21 protein-coding genes and 4 tRNA genes are annotated in these 22,090 nt (G+C 43.0%); 22 read left to right on the top strand and 3 right to left on the bottom strand.

The annotated features are described in order from the left end of the window. On the bottom strand, positions 1-806 hold an 806-nt coding region (locus SE27_RS14300), incomplete at its 3' end, for an enoyl-CoA hydratase-related protein (RefSeq protein ID WP_455549949.1). Positions 807-1,444: 638 nt separating this feature from the next. On the opposite strand from SE27_RS14300, the gene uvrC reads away from it, so the two are divergent. From uvrC to pgsA, 3 genes are all read left to right on the top strand, one after another. Next, a complete protein-coding gene (gene uvrC, locus SE27_RS01165) occupies positions 1,445-3,244 on the top strand; it encodes an excinuclease ABC subunit UvrC (protein ID WP_039620120.1) in 1,800 nt (599 codons plus the stop codon). Between the two features lie 121 nt (positions 3,245-3,365). Continuing rightward, positions 3,366-4,160 (top strand): thioesterase family protein, encoded by a 795-nt coding sequence (locus SE27_RS01160; RefSeq protein ID WP_039620117.1) that lies wholly within the window; start codon positions 3,366-3,368, stop codon positions 4,158-4,160. 107 nt (positions 4,161-4,267) lie between these two features. Further along, positions 4,268-4,855 (top strand): CDP-diacylglycerol--glycerol-3-phosphate 3-phosphatidyltransferase, encoded by a 588-nt coding sequence (pgsA, locus tag SE27_RS01155; RefSeq protein ID WP_039620115.1) that lies wholly within the window; start codon positions 4,268-4,270, stop codon positions 4,853-4,855. 457 nt (positions 4,856-5,312) lie between these two features. Here the strand turns inward: pgsA and SE27_RS01150 are convergent, their stop codons facing one another. Continuing rightward, positions 5,313-5,588 carry an oxidative damage protection protein gene (locus tag SE27_RS01150; protein WP_039620113.1) on the bottom strand — a complete coding sequence of 92 codons (276 nt, stop codon included), beginning with the start codon at positions 5,586-5,588 and terminating at the stop codon, positions 5,313-5,315. A gap of 13 nt (positions 5,589-5,601) precedes the next feature. Next, positions 5,602-7,032 carry an argininosuccinate lyase gene (gene argH, locus SE27_RS01145; protein ID WP_039620111.1) on the bottom strand — a complete coding sequence of 477 codons (1,431 nt, stop codon included), beginning with the start codon at positions 7,030-7,032 and terminating at the stop codon, positions 5,602-5,604. On the opposite strand from argH, the gene SE27_RS01140 reads away from it, so the two are divergent. The 19 genes from SE27_RS01140 to SE27_RS01050 all read left to right on the top strand — a co-directional run. Then, positions 7,023-8,180, top strand: coding sequence for a sensor histidine kinase (locus SE27_RS01140; RefSeq protein ID WP_039620109.1), 1,158 nt, complete (start codon positions 7,023-7,025; stop codon positions 8,178-8,180). The two genes, argH and SE27_RS01140, sit on opposite strands and share 10 nt — an antisense overlap. A gap of 54 nt (positions 8,181-8,234) precedes the next feature. Then, on the top strand, positions 8,235-8,975 hold the full coding sequence (locus tag SE27_RS01135; RefSeq protein WP_039620107.1) for a LytR/AlgR family response regulator transcription factor: 741 nt from the start codon (positions 8,235-8,237) through the stop codon (positions 8,973-8,975). A 107-nt stretch (positions 8,976-9,082) separates the two neighbouring features. Further along, on the top strand, positions 9,083-10,000 hold the full coding sequence (gene hemC, locus SE27_RS01130) for a hydroxymethylbilane synthase (protein ID WP_039620106.1): 918 nt from the start codon (positions 9,083-9,085) through the stop codon (positions 9,998-10,000). 1 nt (position 10,001) lies between these two features. Continuing rightward, positions 10,002-10,781 carry a uroporphyrinogen-III synthase gene (locus tag SE27_RS01125; protein WP_039620104.1) on the top strand — a complete coding sequence of 260 codons (780 nt, stop codon included), beginning with the start codon at positions 10,002-10,004 and terminating at the stop codon, positions 10,779-10,781. Then, positions 10,778-11,620 carry a hypothetical protein gene (locus tag SE27_RS01120; RefSeq protein ID WP_039620101.1) on the top strand — a complete coding sequence of 281 codons (843 nt, stop codon included), beginning with the start codon at positions 10,778-10,780 and terminating at the stop codon, positions 11,618-11,620. Before SE27_RS01125 ends, SE27_RS01120 begins: the two co-directional genes overlap by 4 nt. Positions 11,621-11,627: 7 nt before the next feature. Further along, positions 11,628-12,821: a heme biosynthesis protein HemY gene (locus tag SE27_RS01115; RefSeq protein ID WP_039620099.1), complete on the top strand. Its 1,194-nt coding sequence runs from the start codon at positions 11,628-11,630 to the stop codon at positions 12,819-12,821. An 11-nt stretch (positions 12,822-12,832) separates the two neighbouring features. Further along, a complete protein-coding gene (locus SE27_RS01110; RefSeq protein ID WP_039620097.1) occupies positions 12,833-13,261 on the top strand; it encodes an acyl-CoA thioesterase in 429 nt (142 codons plus the stop codon). Between the two features lie 159 nt (positions 13,262-13,420). Next, positions 13,421-13,747: an H-NS histone family protein gene (locus SE27_RS01105; protein ID WP_171160643.1), complete on the top strand. Its 327-nt coding sequence runs from the start codon at positions 13,421-13,423 to the stop codon at positions 13,745-13,747. Between the two features lie 172 nt (positions 13,748-13,919). Continuing rightward, the gene (gene gspN / locus SE27_RS01100; protein ID WP_039623718.1) at positions 13,920-14,663 is read left to right on the top strand and encodes a type II secretion system protein N; all 744 of its coding nucleotides are present in this window, start codon (positions 13,920-13,922) and stop codon (positions 14,661-14,663) included. Continuing rightward, positions 14,663-15,502, top strand: coding sequence for a type II secretion system protein N (locus SE27_RS01095; protein WP_039620095.1), 840 nt, complete (start codon positions 14,663-14,665; stop codon positions 15,500-15,502). Before gspN ends, SE27_RS01095 begins: the two co-directional genes overlap by 1 nt. Positions 15,503-15,542: 40 nt before the next feature. Next, positions 15,543-17,846 carry a type II secretion system secretin GspD gene (gene gspD / locus SE27_RS01090; protein WP_052251682.1) on the top strand — a complete coding sequence of 768 codons (2,304 nt, stop codon included), beginning with the start codon at positions 15,543-15,545 and terminating at the stop codon, positions 17,844-17,846. Between the two features lie 57 nt (positions 17,847-17,903). Beyond that, entirely contained in the window at positions 17,904-18,674 is a 771-nt protein-coding gene (locus SE27_RS01085) for an FHA domain-containing protein (RefSeq protein WP_039620093.1), read from the top strand. Positions 18,675-18,765: 91 nt separating this feature from the next. After that, complete coding sequence (locus tag SE27_RS01080) at positions 18,766-19,443, top strand: phosphoglycolate phosphatase (protein ID WP_039620091.1); 678 nt, start codon at positions 18,766-18,768, stop codon at positions 19,441-19,443. A 106-nt stretch (positions 19,444-19,549) separates the two neighbouring features. Further along, positions 19,550-21,043, top strand: coding sequence for an anthranilate synthase component I (trpE, locus tag SE27_RS01075; RefSeq protein WP_039620089.1), 1,494 nt, complete (start codon positions 19,550-19,552; stop codon positions 21,041-21,043). 97 nt (positions 21,044-21,140) lie between these two features. Continuing rightward, positions 21,141-21,216, top strand: a tRNA-Thr gene (locus SE27_RS01070). Between the two features lie 53 nt (positions 21,217-21,269). Continuing rightward, positions 21,270-21,353, top strand: a tRNA-Tyr gene (locus tag SE27_RS01065). 37 nt (positions 21,354-21,390) lie between these two features. Next, positions 21,391-21,466: transfer RNA gene (locus SE27_RS01060), tRNA-Gly, on the top strand. A gap of 15 nt (positions 21,467-21,481) precedes the next feature. Then, positions 21,482-21,556: transfer RNA gene (locus SE27_RS01055), tRNA-Thr, on the top strand. A gap of 150 nt (positions 21,557-21,706) precedes the next feature. Next, the coding region (locus SE27_RS01050; RefSeq protein ID WP_039620087.1) for a GTP-binding protein at positions 21,707-22,090 on the top strand (384 nt) is incomplete at its 3' end.

The raw sequence follows: 22,090 nt of genomic DNA, 5'->3' as shown, positions 1-22,090 counted from the left end.
TTACGTGGCAGGCTTGCACCGGCTTGTAAAGAATCAAGCAATAATTTTGGCGCTGGATATTGTGCAGGATTAGCTTTGGCTAAAACTACACCTTTAGATGAGTTAAACGCCATCATTTGTTCAATCGGGCTAAGTTTGACCGGATCGAGTTTTTCTTGACGTTTGGCTTTCCAGTCTAAACGACCAGCAAGCGCTTGTTTAACCAAATCAATGGCAGCCTCTTGCAGTTTGTCGGCTGTGACTACCGCATCGACTGCGCCGTCTTTAAGGGCTGCATCTGGGCGTTTTGGATTGGCCATCGCCATCCATTCAACGGCGTTATCAATACCAATCACGCGGCTTAAACGAACCGTACCACCAAAGCCTGGGAAAATCCCCAGTTTAATTTCAGGTAGACCGACTTGAGCTGCAACAGACATGACACGATAGTCACAGACCAAGCACATCTCAAAACCACCGCCCAATGCCATACCATTAATGGCAGCAACTTTAGGCAGTTCTAAATCTTCAAAGCTGTTAAAAATTTCGTGAACAGGCATCGCCCAATCCACAATTGCTTGTTCGCCCTGAGCAAAGTTTTCACCAAATTCAGTGATATCTGCACCTACAATAAATGTAGATTTACCAGAGGTAACGATTAAACCTTTAATCTCGCCATTGTTTTTAACAGCGTCAATTGCAGCTTTAAAGTCTTCAATCGTTGCACGATTAAATTTGTTGACCGACTCACCTTGTAAGTCAAAGCGGAATTCTGCAATTCCGTCCGAAAGCATTTGGACGGTAATGGCATTGCCAGCGTGGATCATGCCTGATCTCCTTTATTTTGGAGGACTTATTAAGTGGATGTTTCAAAGCATGTACGCATGTTCAGCGTACAGCGCGCTTCGCTAATCTTACGATAACTATATCTAAAAAGAACATAACAAGTTGTATCAAGCCGTGACGCAAGGGTCATAGTTTTTTTTAACCTAACCTGTTTTACAAGAAGACTTTATTTCTCATCTGTCGACTTAAAATAGAATGAACTTTTTGTTTAAATTAGAATTTTTAACCAGTCTCGCTCTCGTCTATATCGGGCAAGATTGTCGAATTGCAAGTTTTTGTGGCTGTACGCTTGGGCAAAATGGTCAATATGGCCGCTGTTTAAGGATGATTTTGCCGTGTTTTTGGCTGAAATTTGACCGAGGAATGCATCGTTTTGTAGCGCGAATTTTAAAAATCAGGTCAGCGATGAAAACGTGTCTGAGCTTACAGCGCAGTTATTGATCAAGCCGAACGTCATTTATCTATCAACATCGGATGGGTGGCTTATATTTACCTAGCAACTAATGCGAGGAATTTTAGATATGTTGCATTGTGGTTGAAAATACACAATTGGCTTGAAAATAATCTCAAAAGCATCACATTATGCAGTAGACCCAAATTATTGTGAATAAGGCTCCATGTGAACGAAAATGCGCGCGACAATATTGAAAAGATTTTAGCCCATATGACCACCTTACCGGGGGTGTATCGCATGCTGGGTAAAGAGGGCGAATTGTTGTATGTCGGCAAAGCCAAGAATCTAAAAAATCGGGTCTCCAGCTATTTTGTTAAAACCATCGAGCATCCGAAAACGCAAGCCTTGGTGGCGCGTATTTATGACATCGAAACGCTGATTGTCCGCTCGGAAACGGAAGCCTTATTGCTTGAGCAAAATCTGATCAAACTGCATCGTCCGCCGTACAATATTATGCTGCGCGATGATAAATCCTATGTGTATATTTTTATCTCCAGCGACAAGCCTTATCCGCGAATTGCGGCAGGTCGCGGCAAAGGCAAGCATCAGGCGGGTAAGTTCTTTGGACCCTATCCCAGTGCCTATAACGCACGCGACACCTTGGTGACCTTAGAAAAACTGTTTAATGTGCGGCAATGCGAAAATAGTTATTTTGCCCAGCGCAAACGTCCCTGTTTGCAATATCAAATTAAGCGCTGTAGTGCGCCTTGTGTCGGTTTGATCTCACCAGAAGATTATCAAGAAGATGTGAAGAATTCGATTCGTTTTTTACAAGGCGATACCAAAGCGCTGAATCAAGAATTGATTGCGAAAATGGAAACAGCGGCGGAGGCACTGGAGTTTGAAAAGGCGGTATTTTATCGCGATCGTATGGGGCTGCTACGCGATGTACAGGCACAACAAGCCATTTATAAAGTCAAAGGCGAGGCCGATATTTTAGCAATTGCTTATCATGCCGGTGTGACCTGTGTGCAAATTATGCATATTCGAAATGGTAAAATGTTGGGCGGTAAAAGTTATTTTCCAGATATGCAAGGCGATGATTTAGGCCAAATGCTCTCCGATTTTATGGCCAATTTTTATTTTCAAGTGGCCGATGAAGTGCCCACTGAATTGATCATCAATACAGCATTGCCGAATACCTCAGAATTAGAACAAGCGTTACAGCAGCAATTTGCCAAGAAAGTACAGATCAAACACAAGGTACGTGAAACGCGAGCCGAGTGGCTGGAACTGGCCAATATGAATGTGCAGCATGCCATTAAAGGGCAATTGGACAATCATTTTGAACTGAATGAGCGTTTTCATCAGTTAGAGCAAGTGCTGGGGCGGCCGGTAGATCGGATTGAATGTTTTGATATCTCGCATACCATGGGCGAGGCTACCATTGCTTCGTGTGTGGTGTTTGATTCAGGCGGAGCGCGAAAACGTGATTATCGCCAGTTTGCCATTGAAGATATTACCGGCGGTGATGACTATGCCGCGATGCGTCAAGCCTTAACACGGCGGTATAAAAAAGCCATGTTGCCCGATTTATTGCTGATTGATGGCGGTAAGGGGCAATTACATATGGCCATGCAAGTGATGCAAGATTTAGGTTTAGAGGCATTTATGGTGGGGGTCTCTAAAGGCGAGGGGCGTAAACCCGGCCTAGAAACCTTGCACTTTACGGATGGTACTAAAATTCAATTGCCCGAAGATCATAAAGCGCTGCATTTGATTCAACAAGTGCGGGATGAAGCACATCGTTTTGCCATTACCAAACATCGCGCTAAACGTGATAAACGCCGTGGCGGTTCGGTGTTAGAGGTGATTCCGGGTTTGGGGCCAAAACGCCGCCGCGATTTACTGACCCATTTTGGTGGTATTCAAGGGGTGCTCAAAGCGTCGGAAAAAGAAATGATGCTGGTGCCGGGCTTAGGCGCAGTGATGGCGCGAATCATTTATAAAATTTTGCATGAATAAAGCCCACCTAAGCTTAGATAAAGGCATCAAAGTGCGGCACTGACGCAGCAGTCATTGCATCTTCACAAAGCGTGAAAATAAGTGAAAGATAGTGAATACCCGACTGACACAAGGATGAACAATGTCACTACAACAGTTATTTACAGCTATTGAACAACAGGAATGGATCGATATTCCTGCCGGTTGGCTGCAAGGTCGCACCATTTATGGTGGTTTAGTGGCCGGTATCTTGATGCACAAAGCCTTGGTCAGTGTAGCGGATTCTTCAAAACGCTTGCTGAGTACCAGTGTGACCTTTGTCGGGCCGGTACAACAAGGCCAAGCACGCTTAAGTGCAGAGATTTTAAGGCAAGGTAAATCGGTGACCACGCTTGAAGTTCGACTGTGGCAAGACGATGCTGTACAGAGTATTTTGATTGCCAGTTTTGGCACGGAACGCGTCTCCAGTATTGAAGTAAAACAGGAACGTAGCGCACCGGTTTATCCTGCGCCTGAACATTTAAGTACACTGGCTCAGCATGCGGCTATGCCTGAATGCTATCAACAGTTCGATGTCTGTTGGGCCGAAGGGAATTATCCATGTAGCGCCAGTTCAAGCCCAGACTTTGGCGGTTGGTTTCGCTTTAAGCCTGAAAAACATGACAATCGTGAATTGAGTGTGGCAGATTTAATGACCCTGTTTGATATTTGGCCACCGGGTGTCTTGCCCTTGTTTAAAACCCTCGCACCGGCCAGTTCGTTGACGTGGCATGTCACGTATATTCATCCGGTACAGCATCAACTACATGATTGGTTTAAATATAAAGTATTTACCGATTATGCCGCGCAAGGATACTCCACCGAATATGCACATTTGTGGGATGCCCAGAATAGACTGATTGCAATTTCCAGACAGACAGTTACCGTGTTTGCCTAGTGACACTGTATAGCAATTCGTATAAAGTGAGCCTGAATTAACGATGAATCAATTCTCAAGATATGTGTGATTTTCATCGTACATGAGGGGGCAAATTGGCGGTGTCTATGACTACAGGTCGCATCCTGAATATTCCGAATATCTTAACTTTGGCGCGTATCGCCTTAATACCGGTTTTTTTGTTGGTGGCATATTGGCCGCCTGCAATTGGTACTGCTGCACCCGACGGTAATATGACCCGTCATATTCTTTTAACTGCTATTTTTGTTGTGGCGGCCATCACCGATTGGTTTGATGGTTATTTGGCCCGTTCACTCAATCAAACCTCAGCTTTTGGTCGTTTTCTTGATCCAGTCGCTGATAAGCTGATGGTCGCTGCTGCACTGATTGTTTTGGTGCAATGGCAACCGAGTATGTCCATGGTTTTCGCCGCAATTGTGATTATTTCGCGCGAAATTACGGTCTCTGCTTTACGTGAGTGGATGGCCGAACTGGGCGCACGCACCAATGTTGCAGTATCAACCGTGGGTAAATACAAAACAGCCTTCCAAATGATTGCAATTTCAGTGTTACTGCTGAACTGGCCACCGTTAGATACATTGGCCTACTTGTTGCTCTATACCGCGGTTATTCTGACCTTATGGTCCATGTTCATTTATTTAAAAGCCGCATGGCCGTATTTAAAGCAACCTTAAATGAGCTATAAATAGCCCTTAAAATGCCTTCTAACAGAAGGCATTTTTTTACTGAAAATTTTGCGCTTTAAAAATAGCAGTTAAAAAAAATCCTAGATTTTGGGGGAAATCTAGGATTGAAAATGGAGATACTTATATCTTTTGTAAGATGGGATGGCCATCTCCTTGAAAACAAGTATAGGAGAATACTTGGCTAAAATCATGGAGCTTATTGTATTGTAATGTGTATTTTTATTTCTAAATGTAGTTTGTATTTACAGTTGTTGCGAGGTATTAAAAATTGGATTTTAAACCTACCTATAAAAATAATCCCCGTTTAAACAGCTCTCATTACGGCATTCTTTTAAAGTATAGAATAATTTTTTGAAACGACATTAAAAAAGAGCCCTAAATGAGGACTCTTTTTAGAGTTAAACCGAGGCGCTTTGCTGCTCTTACCGAAAAATAAGATCGTACCTTATTTTTCTTCAGGCTTCCAACCTTCGGCTTTTTCGACGGATTCATCATTACTGAAGAATTTTTCGCGTTGTTCTTCAAGAAATTTTTTCGCATCGGCATCAAACACATTTAAGCGCTTTTCATTGATTAATGTGGTTTGGTGCTTGAGCCATTCTTGCCACGCCTGTTTTGATACACCGTCAAAGAATTCTTGACCTTTGGCACCAGGGAAAGGCGCAAAATCTAAGCCTTCCATTTCCGTTTGATATTTACGGCAAAAAACTTGTCGAGACATCTCTATGTATTCCTTAAGCGTAAAGTTTTTCAAGGCGAGTATAGGCGCGTTCAATGGCCGCCATAACTTGAGCGGGTGCAGTGCCACCAATATGATTGCGTGCATTGACCGATGCTTCTAAGGTGAGGGCTTTTTCAAAGACATCAGCGGAAATAAGACTTGAGAACTGTTGCAGTTGCGCTAAGGTTAATTCAGATAAATCTTTATTTTCTGCCACTCCAAGCGCCACTGCATTGCCAACAATTTCATGAGCATCGCGAAAAGCCACGCCATTTTTAACCAAGTAATCGGCTAAATCGGTCGCGGTTGAAAAGCCACGCAATGCCGCTTCGCGCATCACTTCAATATTCGGCACCAAGGCCGGAATCATATCGGCAAACGCCATCAATGAGCCGCGCACGGTATCAATGGCATCGAACAGCGGTTCTTTGTCTTCTTGATTGTCTTTATTGTAAGCCAGCGGTTGCCCTTTCATTAAGGTTAACAGGCTCATTAAGTCGCCATAGACACGACCCGTTTTACCGCGAATCAATTCTGGAACATCGGGGTTTTTCTTCTGCGGCATAATCGATGATCCAGTACAGAAGCGATCGGGAATATTGACGAATTTAAACTGCGCCGAGGTCCATAAAATCATCTCTTCCGACATGCGTGATAAATGCATCATGATCAGTGCCGCAGCGGCATTGAACTCAATGGCAAAATCACGATCAGACACTGCATCGAGTGAGTTTTCACAGACTGCTTCAAAGCCTAATAGTGCAGCGGTATATTCACGCTCAATCGGATAGGTTGTGCCAGCTAAAGCAGCTGAACCGAGTGGCAAACGATTGACGCGTTTACGGCAGTCAATTAAACGTTCAGAGTCACGCACCAACATTTCAAACCACGCCATTAAATGATGACCAAAGGTAACGGGTTGCGCGGTTTGTAAATGGGTAAAGCCCGGCATAATGGTGTCGGTATTTTTAGCGGCTAAACCTAAAATGCCTTTTTGTAGTTTTTCCAGTAATTTTAAAATCGCATCAATTTCATCACGTACATATAAGCGAATGTCGGTGGCCACTTGGTCATTACGGCTACGTCCGGTATGCAGTTTTTTGCCGGTAATACCAATGCGTGCCGTTAAGCGTGATTCGATATTCATATGCACATCTTCAAGGTCGATGCGCCATTCAAAGTTGCCAGCTTCAATCTCTGCTTGAATGGCGGTTAAACCATTTATAATGTCGTTACGTTCTTGTTCTGTCAGTACGCCCACTTTGGCCAACATGGTGGCATGTGCAATCGAGCCGGCAATATCTTGTTTATAAAAGCGTTGGTCAAATTGAACAGATGCTGTAAATTCAGCAACGAATGCGTCAGTAGCTTCAGAGAAACGACCGCCCCACATACCTGAAGTTTGGGCTTGTGACGGATTTGAGGAATTAGAAGATGTGGTCATATCGGCTCAATAAAATAAAAAGCAATCATTTGAACAAGAGTATAGCAAATTCAGAATCGCGTGCTGAAAAACAACGTGATCAAACTTTAAGGGATTCTCGCTCCACTAAACTCAATCCGCGTTATCTTTTTCATAAAATGGCGCAGTGGCAACATTTAATTGAATTATTCGTGGCCAGTAATCTGTTGGCCATGCTCTTGGCGTTGGCAGAGGCACAGTCTTGGTCGGCTTTAACCACGCCACGTTTATTACAGTACATTTTTTTTATCAATTGGGTGTTACTGGCCTTTGTGGCTTTTATGGAGCTGCTACAAAAAAAAGCGCCAAGTTTAAGTTTTGAAAAACTGTTGTATGTGGGTTTTATTTTATTGCAGCTGATTATTGTGCTGACCACGCTGACCTTAAATGCTGTGATGTATTTTGGGCAAAACTTTACTCTGCCACACCTGACTTTGCCGATTTTGTACGATGGTGCAATACTGCATTTAAGTTATGGTGTGCTGATCGGGACCTTTTGTTTTCGCTATCTATATTTGCGCGAACAATGGCTGCGGCAACAAAATAGTGAATTGAATGCCCGTATTCAAGCCATGCAAGCGCGTATCCATCCACATTTTTTATTCAACAGTTTAAATAGTGTGATCAGTTTGATTACCATTGATCCGAATAAAGCTGAAGAAATGTTACTAAATTTGTCACGATTATTTCGCGCCAGTTTTCAGGAACTTAAACTGGTGCGTTTACAAGATGAAATTAAGCTGTGCCAGCATTATCTGGCCATTGAGCAGATTCGTTTAGGCGATCGCTTACAGGTAGAATGGAAAATCACCGATAGTATTTTACTGTCACAAGTGCAAATTCCATTGCTCACCTTACAGCCTTTGGTGGAAAATAGTATTTTTCATGGAGTTGAAAAATTTATTACAAAGAGTACGATAAGCATATTGATTGAAATCCTGCAAAATCAAGTTAATATCGTCATTACCAATCCGTATACTGCAGATAAAATACCGCTCAGACAAGGACACGGTATTGCTGTTGAAAATGTAAAACAGCGCTTAGAAGCATATTATGGACGGAGTGTTGTTTTTCAAACCTATGCAGGGAAGGGAATATTTACCACGATTGTGCAATATCGCTATAAATAAAAAATCATCGTTAACCTATAAAAAAAATGATGTTAACCATGAAAAGGAGAAGAAATGGATATCCTGATTTGTGATGATGAGCCGCTTGCAGTAGAGCGCTTGTCACGCTTAGTCACGCAACTTGGACATGAAGTGGTCGCCACTGCCAGTCATGGGCAGCAAGCCATTGAGATGGCCGAATTCTACCAACCCGATGTGATTCTTTTAGATATTCAAATGCCAGAAATGGATGGTTTAAGCTGCGCGGTATATCTGCGCGAATTAGACCCGATGCCCGCCATTATCTTTTGCACGGCTTATGATGAGCATGCTTTAGAGGCCTTTAAATCAAATGCTGAAGGCTATTTGTTGAAACCGGTGATGCAGCAGGAATTGCAACAGGTTCTCGATCATTTAACCAAGTTGACTCAAGCGCAAATGAGCACTTTAAAACAAAAAGAAGATATGAACGAATTAACGATAAAACGCCAACATATTGTGGCAAAAACCTACCGCGGTGTTGAATTGGTACCGGTGGAAAATATCTATTATTTTTTAGCCGATCAAAAATATGTCACGGTACGACATAAAAATGGCAGCGTACTGATTGATGAAACCTTAAAAGATCTAGAAAATGAATTTGGCGACAAGTTTATTCGCATTCATCGCAATGCTTTGGTGTCTGTAGATTTTCTAGATGGCTTAGAGGTGATTGGTTCGGGGCAATATCAGGTGCGTTGTCGTGAGTTAAATGAGCGTTTGGCGGTAAGTCGACGTCATTTACCTTCTCTAAGAGAGCGAATCCAAAAAATTTAAAGCTTAGTTTTCGTGTTTTAGTGTGCTTTAAGGACTAAATATGCTTGCATTTTAAAGTCAGCAGGTTAAGTTTAGAATAATGCCCTTATTGACTGTTTCTGAAATTTATGAAGATCTTGAAAATTGCAACTCGACAAAGCCCGCTTGCATTATGGCAAGCTGAACATATTCGTGCGCGTTTAGAAGCATTGCATACGGATCTTCAGGTCGAGTTGGTTACTTTCGTAACTCAAGGGGATAAAATCTTAGACACACCTTTGGCGAAAATTGGTGGTAAAGGTTTATTTGTAAAAGAACTTGAAGCTGCCTTACTGGATGGCCGTGCTGACTTGGCGGTGCATTCTATGAAAGATGTGCCGATGGCCTTACCAGAAGGTTTGATCTTGCCGGTCATTTGTGAACGCGAAGATCCGCTGGATGCTTTTGTTTCAAATACTTACCAGAATTTTGATGACTTGCCGCATGGTGCTACCGTGGGGACGTCAAGTTTACGCCGTAAATGTCAGCTTTTAATGCAGCGCCCTGATTTAAATATCACTGATTTGCGTGGCAATGTCGGCACGCGTTTATCTAAGTTAGATGCCGGTTTATACGATGCCATTATTTTGGCCAGTGCCGGTTTAAAACGTTTGGGTTTGGCCGAGCGAATTCGTCATGGTTTACCGGCTTTGATTAGTCTACCTGCGGTAGGCCAAGGCGCACTCGGTTTAGAGTGTCGTCAAGGGGATCAGGCAGTATTGGATTATATTTTACCGCTGTCCCATGCAGAAACGGATGTCTGTGTACGCGCAGAACGTGCTTTTAATGCTTATTTAGAAGGCGGCTGCCAAGTGCCGATTGCCGGTTATGCAACATTACATCAAGGACAACTACACATTGAAGGGCGGGTGGGCAGTGTTGATGGTTTGACGCTGTTAAAAGTAGAGATGGATGGGCCTGCACAACAAGCCGAGCAATTGGGTGAGGCATTGGCTCAAGCGCTGTTGCAACAAGGTGCTGGCGATTTACTGAAAGCTTTTTATTAAGATGCTGTTTATTAATACCCGTCCACAAGATCGTGCCGAAAGTTTGAGTCATGCCTTACGCATGGCTCACATTGATGTGTTGGATTTACCTTTATTAGAATTGCTGGCCAAGCCTTGGTCAGCGCCGCTGTCTTGGTTGTATGAGCAGTTATCTACTGCTGAAGTCATTGTGGTGGTAAGTCCAACTGCGGTCGAGATTGGGATGGATTATTTAAAACAGTCCACGTTTGGTTTAGATGATTTACGGCATATTCAGTGGATTGCAGTGGGAGAGAAAACCGCTGAGACTTTGGCGCGTTATGGTATTAAAGCCAGCGTTCCTTTGGTTGAAACCTCAGAAGGCATGTTACAGCTACCCGTCTTAGATGGCCTACATGCAGGCACCGTGATTGCTTTTTGGCGCGGTGAAGGCGGGCGTGTATTCATGATGGATCAGCTGAAACAGCAAGGCATGAAAATTTTAAATTTCATTCTGTATTTACGGCAGTGCCCTTTATTAACGACACAAAATTTTGCAAAGACAGCGGCATTGCTTCAGCAACAGAAAAACTATGTCATGGTGCTGAGCAGTGAGGCCAGTTGGCTTAACTGGCTACAGCTGATGCAGAATTTTCCCACGTTAATGGCCAAAGGGCACTATCTGCTGTTGGGAGAGCGCTTGTATCAAATCGTGTTAAATTATAAAAAAAGCCAAGGTTCATGTTTTAATATCGCGCGATTAACCGATTTAAAAACAGAATCTATTTTGCAGCAGATTGCAATTGTGCAAGGGAACACATGAAGAAAGCGCTTATTTTATTCCTTATTTTAATTCTAATGTGCATGGTGAAATTAGGCTACGAGCTATTAAATCTCTCTGTACAACAAAGCGAATTCAGCAGCAGTTTGCACCAGATTGAACAAAATAATGCCAATTTAAATGATCAATTGGTGGCTGTGCAACGTCAGCTGAGCACAGCACAAGGTACGACTCAAAGCGATGCGAAGCCTACAGGTCATTTAAATAATGAAATGGTTGCTTCTATAGAGCCGGTGGTATTAATTCAGCAACAATTGGATTTAATTGAGTTTATGCTAAAACAACATCAATTTAATGATGCTTTGGATAAACTGCTGCATTTAGATCGTAATTTAGAAAGTTATACTTTAGCGCCCTCGTTAAAACACAGCTTGCACCAAGCCATTCAAAAAGATCAACAATCTATCCAACAAGTCAGCAGCGCTCGTGCTGCACAGCAAGCAAAAGTAACCTTATTTATGCAGCAATTGGATCAGGCACTCAGCGCAGAAATAAACAGTCCTCAATTAACTGCTACAGTAATGGAACCTCGTTATTTTTGGCAGCGTTGGATCTTGATTGAGCCGGCAAAACAGCCTGCCACCGCATTAATACAGCGACCATTAATATTAAAAGAAGCACAACTGCGCTTATTGTTGGCTAATCATGCATTACAGCAAGGACAGTATTTAGAATATCAACAAGCATTAATGCAAATTATTCAATTGTTAAATAAAGTCCCTGACGCAAAATCACGACAATTGATTCAAAAAATTCAAACGCTAAAGGATTTCACTGTTATTCCGGTGCCCCTGTTAAATACACGCGCGTTAGTGGGGTAATAGACCAATGAAACAAATTTTATGGGCTTATCTCTTCATTGCTTTACTGGTGAGCGCCGCGTTTAGTATTCTAAGTTATGGTTATGGCGCCGGTTATGTTTATATTTATTGGCGTGAATGGCAAGTTCAAACCACACTTTGGATTATGCTGATTGTTCTGATTGTGGTCAGTTTAATCATGCAATTGTTATGGCTCTTGATGAAGCGCTCCTTGGATCAAAAGCAAAGAAAATTACAGACAGTTTTTGATTTTAAAAATTTACATCCCTATGAGCAATTGGCTGTGATTTGGTTATTAGATGCCGCACAAGATCAACGTGATTTTATTCAAAGCATATTTTCAAAATCCGGTTTATTAAAAGGGATTATGAAATCACGTTTAGAGGTGATGCAGCAGCACTATCCACAAGCGCTACAAACATTAAATCAAAGTCATAGCATGGCCTTTGAGTTGGCAGAAATCCAACGGATTGAAATTTATTTAGCGCAAAATGATGCACAACAAGCCTTAACCCATCTTGAATTTTTAAATCAGCAGCAATTGTCGCCGTGGTTGGCGGAGATTGAAAGTGCCTATGATTCACGTTTAAATATTTTGTGGGGACAGTTTGCCATTCAGTTTCCTTGGGCGTATTTGCGTTCGACCAAATATGGGCATTTAGAAGCACAAAGCAAACAACAGTGGTTGCAGCAATTGTTGGTTTATTTTGATCAAGCTGATATCGATGACCTGCAAAATCTTGCGCAACGCTATTTAGATTTACAAGCGCAAATTTATGGTCACACACATCAGACAAAAATTTTGTGGTTAAAGCTGTTGTCACGCTTGCCAGAAATGAGCGAACAGCAGCAAGAATTGGCCTTGCATTTGTTGGATGAGCAATTTAACCAAGACGTTTTTTATTTATGGTTTCAGCAGCAGTTATTAAAGCAAAATCCAGATTATTTGGCGGTAGAGCAACGTATCGATTATTGGGAAAATAAATATCCGGCTTTGCCGGTGTTTAGTTTTGCCAAATGGCATTTGTATACTGCAACAGACTGTATCGCAGAGGCCAATAAAATGCTTGAATTATATCCAGATAATATCATGATGAACTATTTAAGAATTAAATCGACGTTAAAAGGTCAGGACGATTTGATTCAACAGTTAAATTTAATCTATGAAAACAATCCGAATTTTGTCGAAATAAAAATATAAAGGTCAATATTATGTTAGCACTCTCAGATTATCCGGTTATTCATATTCAAGCGGTTGCATGGGGCGATATGGATGCATTCGGTCATGTTAATAATGTGATGTATTATCGTTATATGGAAAGTGCTCGTATTCTTTATATGGATCAACTGAATGCTTTTGAGCAGGCCGTTTATACCGTGGTGTCCTCTAATCAGTGTCAATATATTAAGCCGGTATTTTATCCAGATCAGTTAAGCATTGGTGTGCGTGTAGAAGAGATGCGTAATAGTGCCTTTCGTATGAGCTATTTATTATGGAGTAAACAACAGCAAACTGTTGTAGCACGGGGTGAGGCGGTTATTGTGTGTGTTGATAAACACAATATGTTGAAAGCTGCACTGCCTGAAACCATTCGACAGAAAGTTACTGCACTTGAATTAAGCGTGAATCATCCAGTTTAAATAAACAGATTATTATTGTCTGAAAGCTACTACATATATAAATTGCTCTATACTGTTTTTATAATGATTGAAAATTTTAATATTTGTGTTGAATATATTGCATAATAAAAATAGTATAGAGCTGTGTGTAAATAAATATAAAACTTATATGGAGTTAATATGATGCCAGATATTAGTAATCTAACTGTTGAACAGTTAAAAAAATTACAGATTGAAGCAGAAGCGCTGATTGTCTCTAAAAAAGATGAAGCAGTTGAAACTGCGTATGCGCAAATTTTAGAGATTGCTCAGCAAGCCGGTTTAACCGTTGAGCAAATCTTAGAATTTGGCAGCACTAAACGTAAGAAAGGCACGCGTAAAGCAGTTGAACCACGTTATCGCAGCAAGTCCAATCCAGCGAACAGTTGGACGGGTCGTGGTAAGCAACCACGTTGGTTGGTGGCTGAAATTGAAAAAGGTGCAAAATTAGAAGATTTTCTGATCTAGTTTTAAAAGTGATTAGAGTCTCATTCAATTGAATGAGCCTGTAAAAACCAAGCATTTATGCTTGGTTTTTTTATATCTTTGAATTGGCGTTGGGGGAAAAGTATGCATAATGTGTGTAGAAAGATAAGATGAGCCTCCAAGGAAGAATAATTGATATGTGGGTCGTGGTGGGATGATCAAAAAAACCAAAGCTATTCAGTGGTGGATCTTTGCCATCCTTGTTTTTTCTATCTTTGTTGTGCTTCAAATTCCGGCAGCTTGGTTGATTTCAAAATTTTATAAAAACAATCAAGTGCTGCAAAATGTCAGTGGTAATATTTGGCAAGGTCAAGCCGATTGGCGGCAAGGTAAATTGAAAGGTTCATTAAGTTGGAAAACTCGACCGTTGGATCTGTTTTTGCTTCGCTTAGGCGCCAATGTGACGCTACACAGTGGCAATACTCAGTTAAAAGCCGTAGTCGGCTATGGCTTGGGGCACAAAATTATTCTGCAACATATTAATGGTTATATTGCTCCGGAAACATTAAAAAATATCGTAGATTGGCAATGGCCGAGCAATGCTATTCAGTTACAGGATATCCAGTTTGATTTTAAAAAGACTCAAGGCTTTACGCATGCTTCAGGTCAGTTGCAATGGGCCGGAGGCGAGCTAATTTATCGCTATGCGCAGCGTCAAGAGCAAATCAATCTGCCGGCATTAAAAGCTAAACTGAGTGATGAAAATTATAAACTGATGTTTGATGTGCGCGATCAGCGTGATCAAAAATTGATTGCGCTACAACTGGATCCAAATTTGATGTTGGATGTGCAATTAACCCAGCGTTTATTGTTGAATATTCCCTCTTATTCCGGTAAAGCCGGTTTAGATACCTATGTGCTTAGTTCACGTCAGCCCTTATTCAGTGGTGGTTTTTAATGAATAAGTGGGTCGAACAGATACAACAGTTGAATTGGAAACAAGCCGATCGTTTAGCACCGTTGTTGCTGGCGGTATTAATTTTATATTTGTGTTGGAAACTGGCCAGTATTTTTTGGTTGTTGCTGGCACCGCCGCAAGTGATGCAGGTTGAGCGAGTAGAATTGGGTTCACAGCAAGCCGTGATTCCTAATATTGGTGCCTTTGCCTTATTTCAAGAACAAGGTCAAAGCGCGGCTGTAGATGAAAATATTAATTTAACTTTACAAGGCGTGGTGGTCAGCCAGCCGATGCAGTTTTCGTCTGCGGTCATTAAAGTGGATGAGGTGGCGGATCGTTATCGTGTTGGGGAAATGATTGGCAATAGTGCTTATCAATTGGCTGAAGTGTATTGGGATCGGGTAGTGTTGCGCCAAAATAATGGCGCAACTCGGCAGTTGCTGTTTAAAGGCATTGAAAATGGTTTAGATCAAACTATTGTGCCGCCTGCAGCAGAGACGCCCGCGACTTCTGACAGTCCAGCGCAGAATACGCAAAGCCCAGAAAATAATGCCTTGGGGCAGGCGGTAGAAAAAATACAGCAAGATCGAGAACAATACTTAAAAGATATGGGCGTTAATGCCGGCAGTGGTGGTTATGAGGTGACATCCAGAACACCGGCGGCATTACGCAATAAATTAGGTCTACAACCGGGTGATCGTATTGTGTCTTTAAATGGGCAAACGGTGGGTCAGGGACAAAGTGATGCGCAGTTGCTAGAGCAGGCAAAACGTGACGGCCAAGTAAAATTGGAAATAAAGCGTGGTGATCAGATGATGACCATACAACAAAATTTTTAAGTGATGTATTGTCACATCGGGTTAGGAAGCAGTCAATTTTATGGCTTTATTTAATCATCATCGTCCGGCTTGGGCCTTATTCGCTGCTGCACCTCTGATGCTTATGGTCAGTGCTGCCAGTCATGCGCAAACGTGGAAAATAAATTTACGTGATGCCGATTTAACCGCATTCATTAATGAAGTGGCGGATATTACCGGCAAAAATTTTGCCGTTGATCCACGTGTACGTGGCAATGTCACCGTCATTTCCAATAAAGCCTTAAATAAAGCTGAAGTTTACGATTTATTTTTGGGTGTGCTCAATGTCAATGGTGTGGTGGCAATTCCATCCGGTAACACCATTAAATTGGTGCCTGATAGCAATGTCAAAAGCTCGGGCATTCCCTACGATGGCAAACAACGCGCCACCGGTGATCAAATTGTCACGCGCGTTATTTGGCTGGAAAACACCAATCCGAATGACTTAATTCCCGCGCTACGCCCATTAATGCCGCAGTTTGCCCATTTGTCTGCTGTGGCCGGTACCAATGCGCTGATTGTCTCGGATCGTGCCAATAATATTTATCAGCTGGAAACCATTATTCGCAATTTAGATGGTACGGGGCAAAACGATATTGAGGCGATTACGCTGCATTCCAGTCAAGCGCAAGAAATGATTGAGATGTTGGATTCGATGAGTGCAACTGGTGCCGCACGAGATTTAAAAGGCTCACGAGTCCGGATTATTGCCGATGCGCGTACCAATCGCATTATGCTTAAAGGTGACAGTGCCACGCGTAAGCGTATCCGCCACATGATTGAGATGTTGGATGTGCCGGCGGCAGATCGTTTGGGCGGATTAAAAGTCTTTCGTCTAAAATATGCCAGTGCAAAAAGTCTGGCAGAAATTTTGCAAGGTTTGGTCACGGGCCAAGCCGTTTCAAGTTCATCGAGTTCAAAAAACAGCGCTTCTGACAGTAATATGCTGAGCAATAACAACAGCGCCAGTAGCAGTGGCGGTTCTTCCAGTATTTCTACCCCAAGTATTAGTTTGGGCGCTGGATCAAAGAGTAATAGTCAAAACAGTATCAGCAGTTTTAATGGCAATGGCATCAGTATTATTGCCGATGAAAGTCAAAATGCTTTGGTGGTAAAGGCCGATCCACAATTGATGCGTGAAATTGAATCGGCTATTCAGCAATTAGACGTGCGTCGCCAACAGGTACTGATTGAGGCCGCGATTATTGAAGTAGAAGGTTCAGATGCCGATCAGTTGGGTGTGCAATGGGCTTTGGGTGATTTAAATAGTGGTCTGGGTTTAATCAGTTTTGATAATGTCGGTGCCAGTTTGGCTGGTCTTGCTGGCGGCTATTTAAGTGGTGGCGCAGCGGGTTTAGGTGCAGCAGCGGCTGGACTCAAAGGCACTTCACTTATTTTAGGTGACTATAAAGAAGGCAGTGATGGATCACGTCGTTTATATGGTGCATTGATTCAAGCCTTAAAAAGCCAAACCAAATCTAATCTGTTATCTACACCTTCGATTGTCACCATGGACAATGAAGAAGCCTATATTGTGGTGGGGCAAAACGTACCTTTTGTGACTGGCTCGGTGGCCACCACGACCGCGGGGATTAATCCCTATACCACGGTTGAGCGTAAAGATGTCGGTGTCACTTTAAAGGTGATCCCGCATATTGGTGAAGGCGGTTCGGTTCGTTTAGAAGTAGAACAAGAAGTCTCAGCAGTTCAAGATAAGGGTCAAGCGCAGGATTTGGTCACCAGTAAACGTGCGATCAAAACCTCAATTTTAGCTGAACATGGTCAAACCATCGTTTTGGGTGGCTTAATTTCTGATAACTCGATTCATGGTCGTCAGTCTGTGCCGGGTTTAGGTTCGCTGCCGGGCATTGGACGTTTATTTAGATCCGACATTAAATCCAATGAAAAACGCAATTTATTGGTGTTTATTCATCCCACCATTATTGGGGATAGTAAAGACGTACAGCGTTTATCACAGCAACGCTACAGCCAACTGTATAGCTTACAGTTGGCCATGGATAAAGATGGCACCTTTACCAAACTGCCTGAAAATGTCGAAGATATTTATCAACAACGTATTCCAGTGACTCCGTCACCGCCCAAAGCACCAGATTATCAAACGGTCCCTTCTGGCGGTACCACGCAAAACAGCACAGTGATTAGTACGCCTTTGGCCATTGAATCTCAAGTGCAACGGCAGCGCATACCGCTAGATGAGGTAGAGGTAAAACGACAGAAGATGCTGGTGTCTGATGCTGAGGTGGAAAATGTTTCTAACAGGCTGAGTGTGACCAAGATTTACTCAGGTTCTTCAGATACTGAATAAAGAATTATATATGTGCCGTGATATGATGAAAAAAAACCGCAAACAGAAGGGCATTTCATGACTTGGAAAATACAAGCAATTACCGGTGAATTGACGGGACAAGAAATTAGCATCGACCGTGATATGTTGGTGGGTCGTCATCAAAGCGCAGATATTGTGTTGCAAGCAGCAGAGATTTCACGCAAACATGCGGCATTTTTACTCAAAGAACAGGCCCTATGGGTACAAGATTTAAACTCATCCAACGGTACCTTTATTAATGATGTGCGTGTGGAGCAAGAAGGTCTATTAAAAGAAGGCGATATTGTACAGTTTGCCAGCTTTAAATTTTCAGTGCTTGAGCCAGCACAAGAGATTGCAGCAGTTCTGATTCAGCCCACCGAAGTGGTGGTGCTTGAACCTGTTGCAAGCGATGTGATTGTTCCCGTGACGGAACAGCCTTCAGAGGCAGTGGCCGTATCTGAAACTGAAGCGGAAGAAGCATTCGAACAAGCTGAGCAAAATGCAGCCGCAGAAGCGTTACAGCAAGCACCGAAAACTGCCGCGCAGCAGATGAATGAACAAGGTATGCCAGATTTAAGCGAACGTGATCGTACGGTACAGCTCAGTCAAGAGGGGATGCCACAGCAAGTGGCTGTGCCTAAACCTGCGCCTATTCCCGTTGGCGTCGACCTCAAGGTGGATCCTGAGCCGCGTCCCGTCGTGATCGAAGAAGCTGCTTCTTCTGTTGATGTGCAAAAAACTGAACAGAAAAATGCTTCTACCGGCTTAATTGCCATCATTGTGTTGATTATTTTGGCCATCCTTGCGTGGTTGTTGTTTAAATAACAATGAAGTGGCACCGCTTTAAGGCATGCACGGGCATGCCTTAATTGTTTATACGGATGTTTTTTTGTGGATATGCATGAGGAGAGATAAAATGTCGGTTGCAAACTTGGCCAATCGTGAGCTAATTTTATTTGATTTAGATGGTACGTTGGTAGACTCGGCATTTGATTTATATCGTGCCATGAATATGAGTCTGAATGCCTTGCAATTGCCCAGTGTGACTGAGCAGCAAGTGCGGACATGGATTGGTAAAGGCACCTCACTTTTTTGTCAAAGCACCTTGCAGCATTTAACTGGAAGCGTGAATCCGGTACAGCATCATCAATTATTAGAGACCTTTTTAAGCATTTATAATGCCGAACCTTGTCTTGATACCCAAGTTTTCCACGGTGTGCGTGAGTTCTTGCAGTGGGGCTTGGAGCACAACAAAAAAATGATCTGTGTAACCAATAAGCCTGAACAACCGGCACGTATGATTGTGGACAGTCTGGGCTTGAGTGAGTATTTCATCGATGTGATTGGCGGCGATCGCTTTGAAGAGCGTAAACCGCATCCACGTCAGCTTTTGTTTTGTATGCAGCAATATCAAGTGGCACCTGCCAAGACCTTGATGATTGGTGATTCCAGTAACGATGTGGAAGCCGCCAAATGTGCCGGCATTGATTGTATTGTGGTCAGCTATGGCTATAATCATGGTGAAGATATTCATGCTTGCCAACCGCAGCAAGTGATTGATGACTTCACTGAATTACGAACAGAATCGTTTTAAATAAAGGTGCTGGAATGGGGCAGGGTATGGTTTTTCGATGGCGACACTAAGTCAGATAAATTAAAACGCACTTAAAATGTCCATATCGAAAATATAGAGAAGATTCATGACAACGCAAACTCAATTCGACAGCTTAAAAGCCGCCGGTTATAACTTGATTCCGGTGTATCGTCAGCGTTTGGCCGATACTGAAACCCCACTTTCCGTATTTGCTCGGGTTAAAGACCAGCAACAGGCTTATTTGTTTGAGTCGGTAGAAGGGGGCGAAAATTGGGCGCGTTACTCCATTATTGGTTTGGGCGAATCCACGGTTTTTTCCTGCAATGAATCACGCTTAACCATTCAGCAGCCCGATGGTCGCATTGAAACCCAACACTGTAGTGACCCTTTTCAATATATTCGTGACTTTCAAGCGCAATTTCATGTGCCGACACAGCAGGACTTGCCAGCTTTACCCAGCTTTACCGGCGGACTGGTCGGATACTTTGGGTATGACGCCGTACGTTACATCGAGCCACGCTTAACCAATGTGCCCGCCGCAGATCCGATTGGCTTACCCGATATTTGGATGATGCTGTCTAAAACCGTGATTGTGTTTGATAACTTAAAAGACACCTTATTCTTAATTGTACATGCCGATGTAACTGATGCAGAGGCTTATAGTAAAGCCCAACAATACTTAGATGATTTAGAAGCAATTCTAGCGCAGCCCATTAGCTTGCAAGCCAAAAAACATACTGCACCACATTTTGAATCGCTGACGGGTAAGCAAAAATACCTAGAAACCATTGAAACTGTCAAAGAATACATTCGTGCCGGCGACGTGATGCAAGTGGTACCGGGACATCGGATGGTTTCCGATTTTGATGGTGAGGCTTTGCAAGTTTACCGCGCACTACGCCATCTGAATCCATCACCGTATTTATTTTTGGTTCAGGGGCACACCCTCGACAATAAAAAGCCTTTTCATATTGTCGGCTCATCGCCAGAAATTTTATCGCGTTTGGAAAATGGTATAGCCACAGTACGACCATTGGCGGGAACGCGGCCGCGCGGTAAAACCAAAGAAGAAGATTTGGCTTTGGAGCAAGATTTACTTTCGGACGAAAAAGAGATTGCTGAGCACGTCATGCTGATTGATCTGGGGCGTAATGATGTGGGGCGAGTCTCGAAAATTGGCAAAGTGCAAGTGACCGACCAAATGGTGGTTGAGCGTTATTCTCACGTGATGCATATTGTTTCCAATGTACAAGGTGAAGTGCGAGATGATGTCGATGCCTTAGATGTGTTTAAGGCCACGTTTCCTGCCGGCACCTTGTCGGGTGCACCCAAAATTCGTGCCATGGAAATTATTGATGAAGTTGAGCCGGTCAAGCGCGGTGTTTTTGGTGGCGCGGTCGGATATTTGGGTTGGCATGGTGAAATGGACATGTCGATTGCCATTCGCACCTGTGTGATTCGTGAAAATAAAGTCTATGTTCAGGCTGGAGCGGGTCTGGTGGTCGACTCAAATCCTGAATCAGAATGGAACGAAACCCAAATAAAAGCACGCGCAGTGATCAAAGCGGTTGAATTATCAGCAAATGGATTGATTTTATAAGTTTTTAGCAGTTTATTTGCAAAAAACACTTGCAAGGATTCAAAGTTTTGCTAAACTGCACACCGTTCCGATACGAAAGTTCGAAACATTAGAAAGCGCCGGCATAGCTCAGTTGGTAGAGCAACTGACTTGTAATCAGTAGGTCCCGAGTTCGACTCTTGGTGCCGGCACCATTTTCTAGTGATTCAGAAGTGAAGTAAAAGAACGGCACTGAAAGTAAGTGTAAGGTGGGATTCCCGAGCGGCCAAAGGGAACAGACTGTAACTCTGTCGCGTAAGCTTCGAAGGTTCGAATCCTTCTCCCACCACCAATTTAAGACTTCAAAAAACGGTCTGTACCGACATTGTGCGGGAGTAGCTCAGTTGGTAGAGCGGCAGCCTTCCAAGCTGCATGTCGCGAGTTCGACCCTCGTCTCCCGCTCCATTGAAGCACAAATTTGCTCTTATAGCTCAGTGGTAGAGCACTCCCTTGGTAAGGGAGAGGTCTCCAGTTCAAATCTGGATAAGAGCTCCAGATATATACAGTTTAGTGACTTGATCACACAGTTTTTTAAAAAGCAGGCTTATTAGTCTGCTTTTCAAGTATTGGGTGTTTAGTTTTATAGACAACATGTCGATGCTGAGTTGTTTTAAACCGTGTTCGACGTAAACGAGGAAGATCATCATGGCTAAGGCTAAGTTTGAACGTAATAAGCCACACGTAAACGTGGGTACGATTGGTCACGTTGACCATGGTAAAACAACTTTAACAGCTGCAATTGCAACTGTATGTGCAAAAACTTTTGGTGGCGAAGCGAAAGACTACGCTGCAATTGACTCTGCACCAGAAGAAAAAGCACGTGGTATTACCATTAATACTTCACACGTAGAATACGACTCTCCAGCTCGTCACTACGCGCACGTCGACTGCCCAGGTCACGCCGATTATGTTAAAAACATGATCACTGGTGCGGCGCAAATGGATGGTGCAATCCTTGTATGTGCAGCGACCGATGGTCCTATGCCACAAACACGTGAACACATCCTATTGTCTCGTCAGGTTGGTGTG

Source organism: Acinetobacter harbinensis, assembly GCF_000816495.1.
GTDB lineage: Bacteria > Pseudomonadota > Gammaproteobacteria > Pseudomonadales > Moraxellaceae > Acinetobacter > Acinetobacter harbinensis.
The sequence above is the reverse complement of the archived record's forward strand: the minus strand, read 5'-3'. Positions and strand labels throughout refer to the sequence as shown.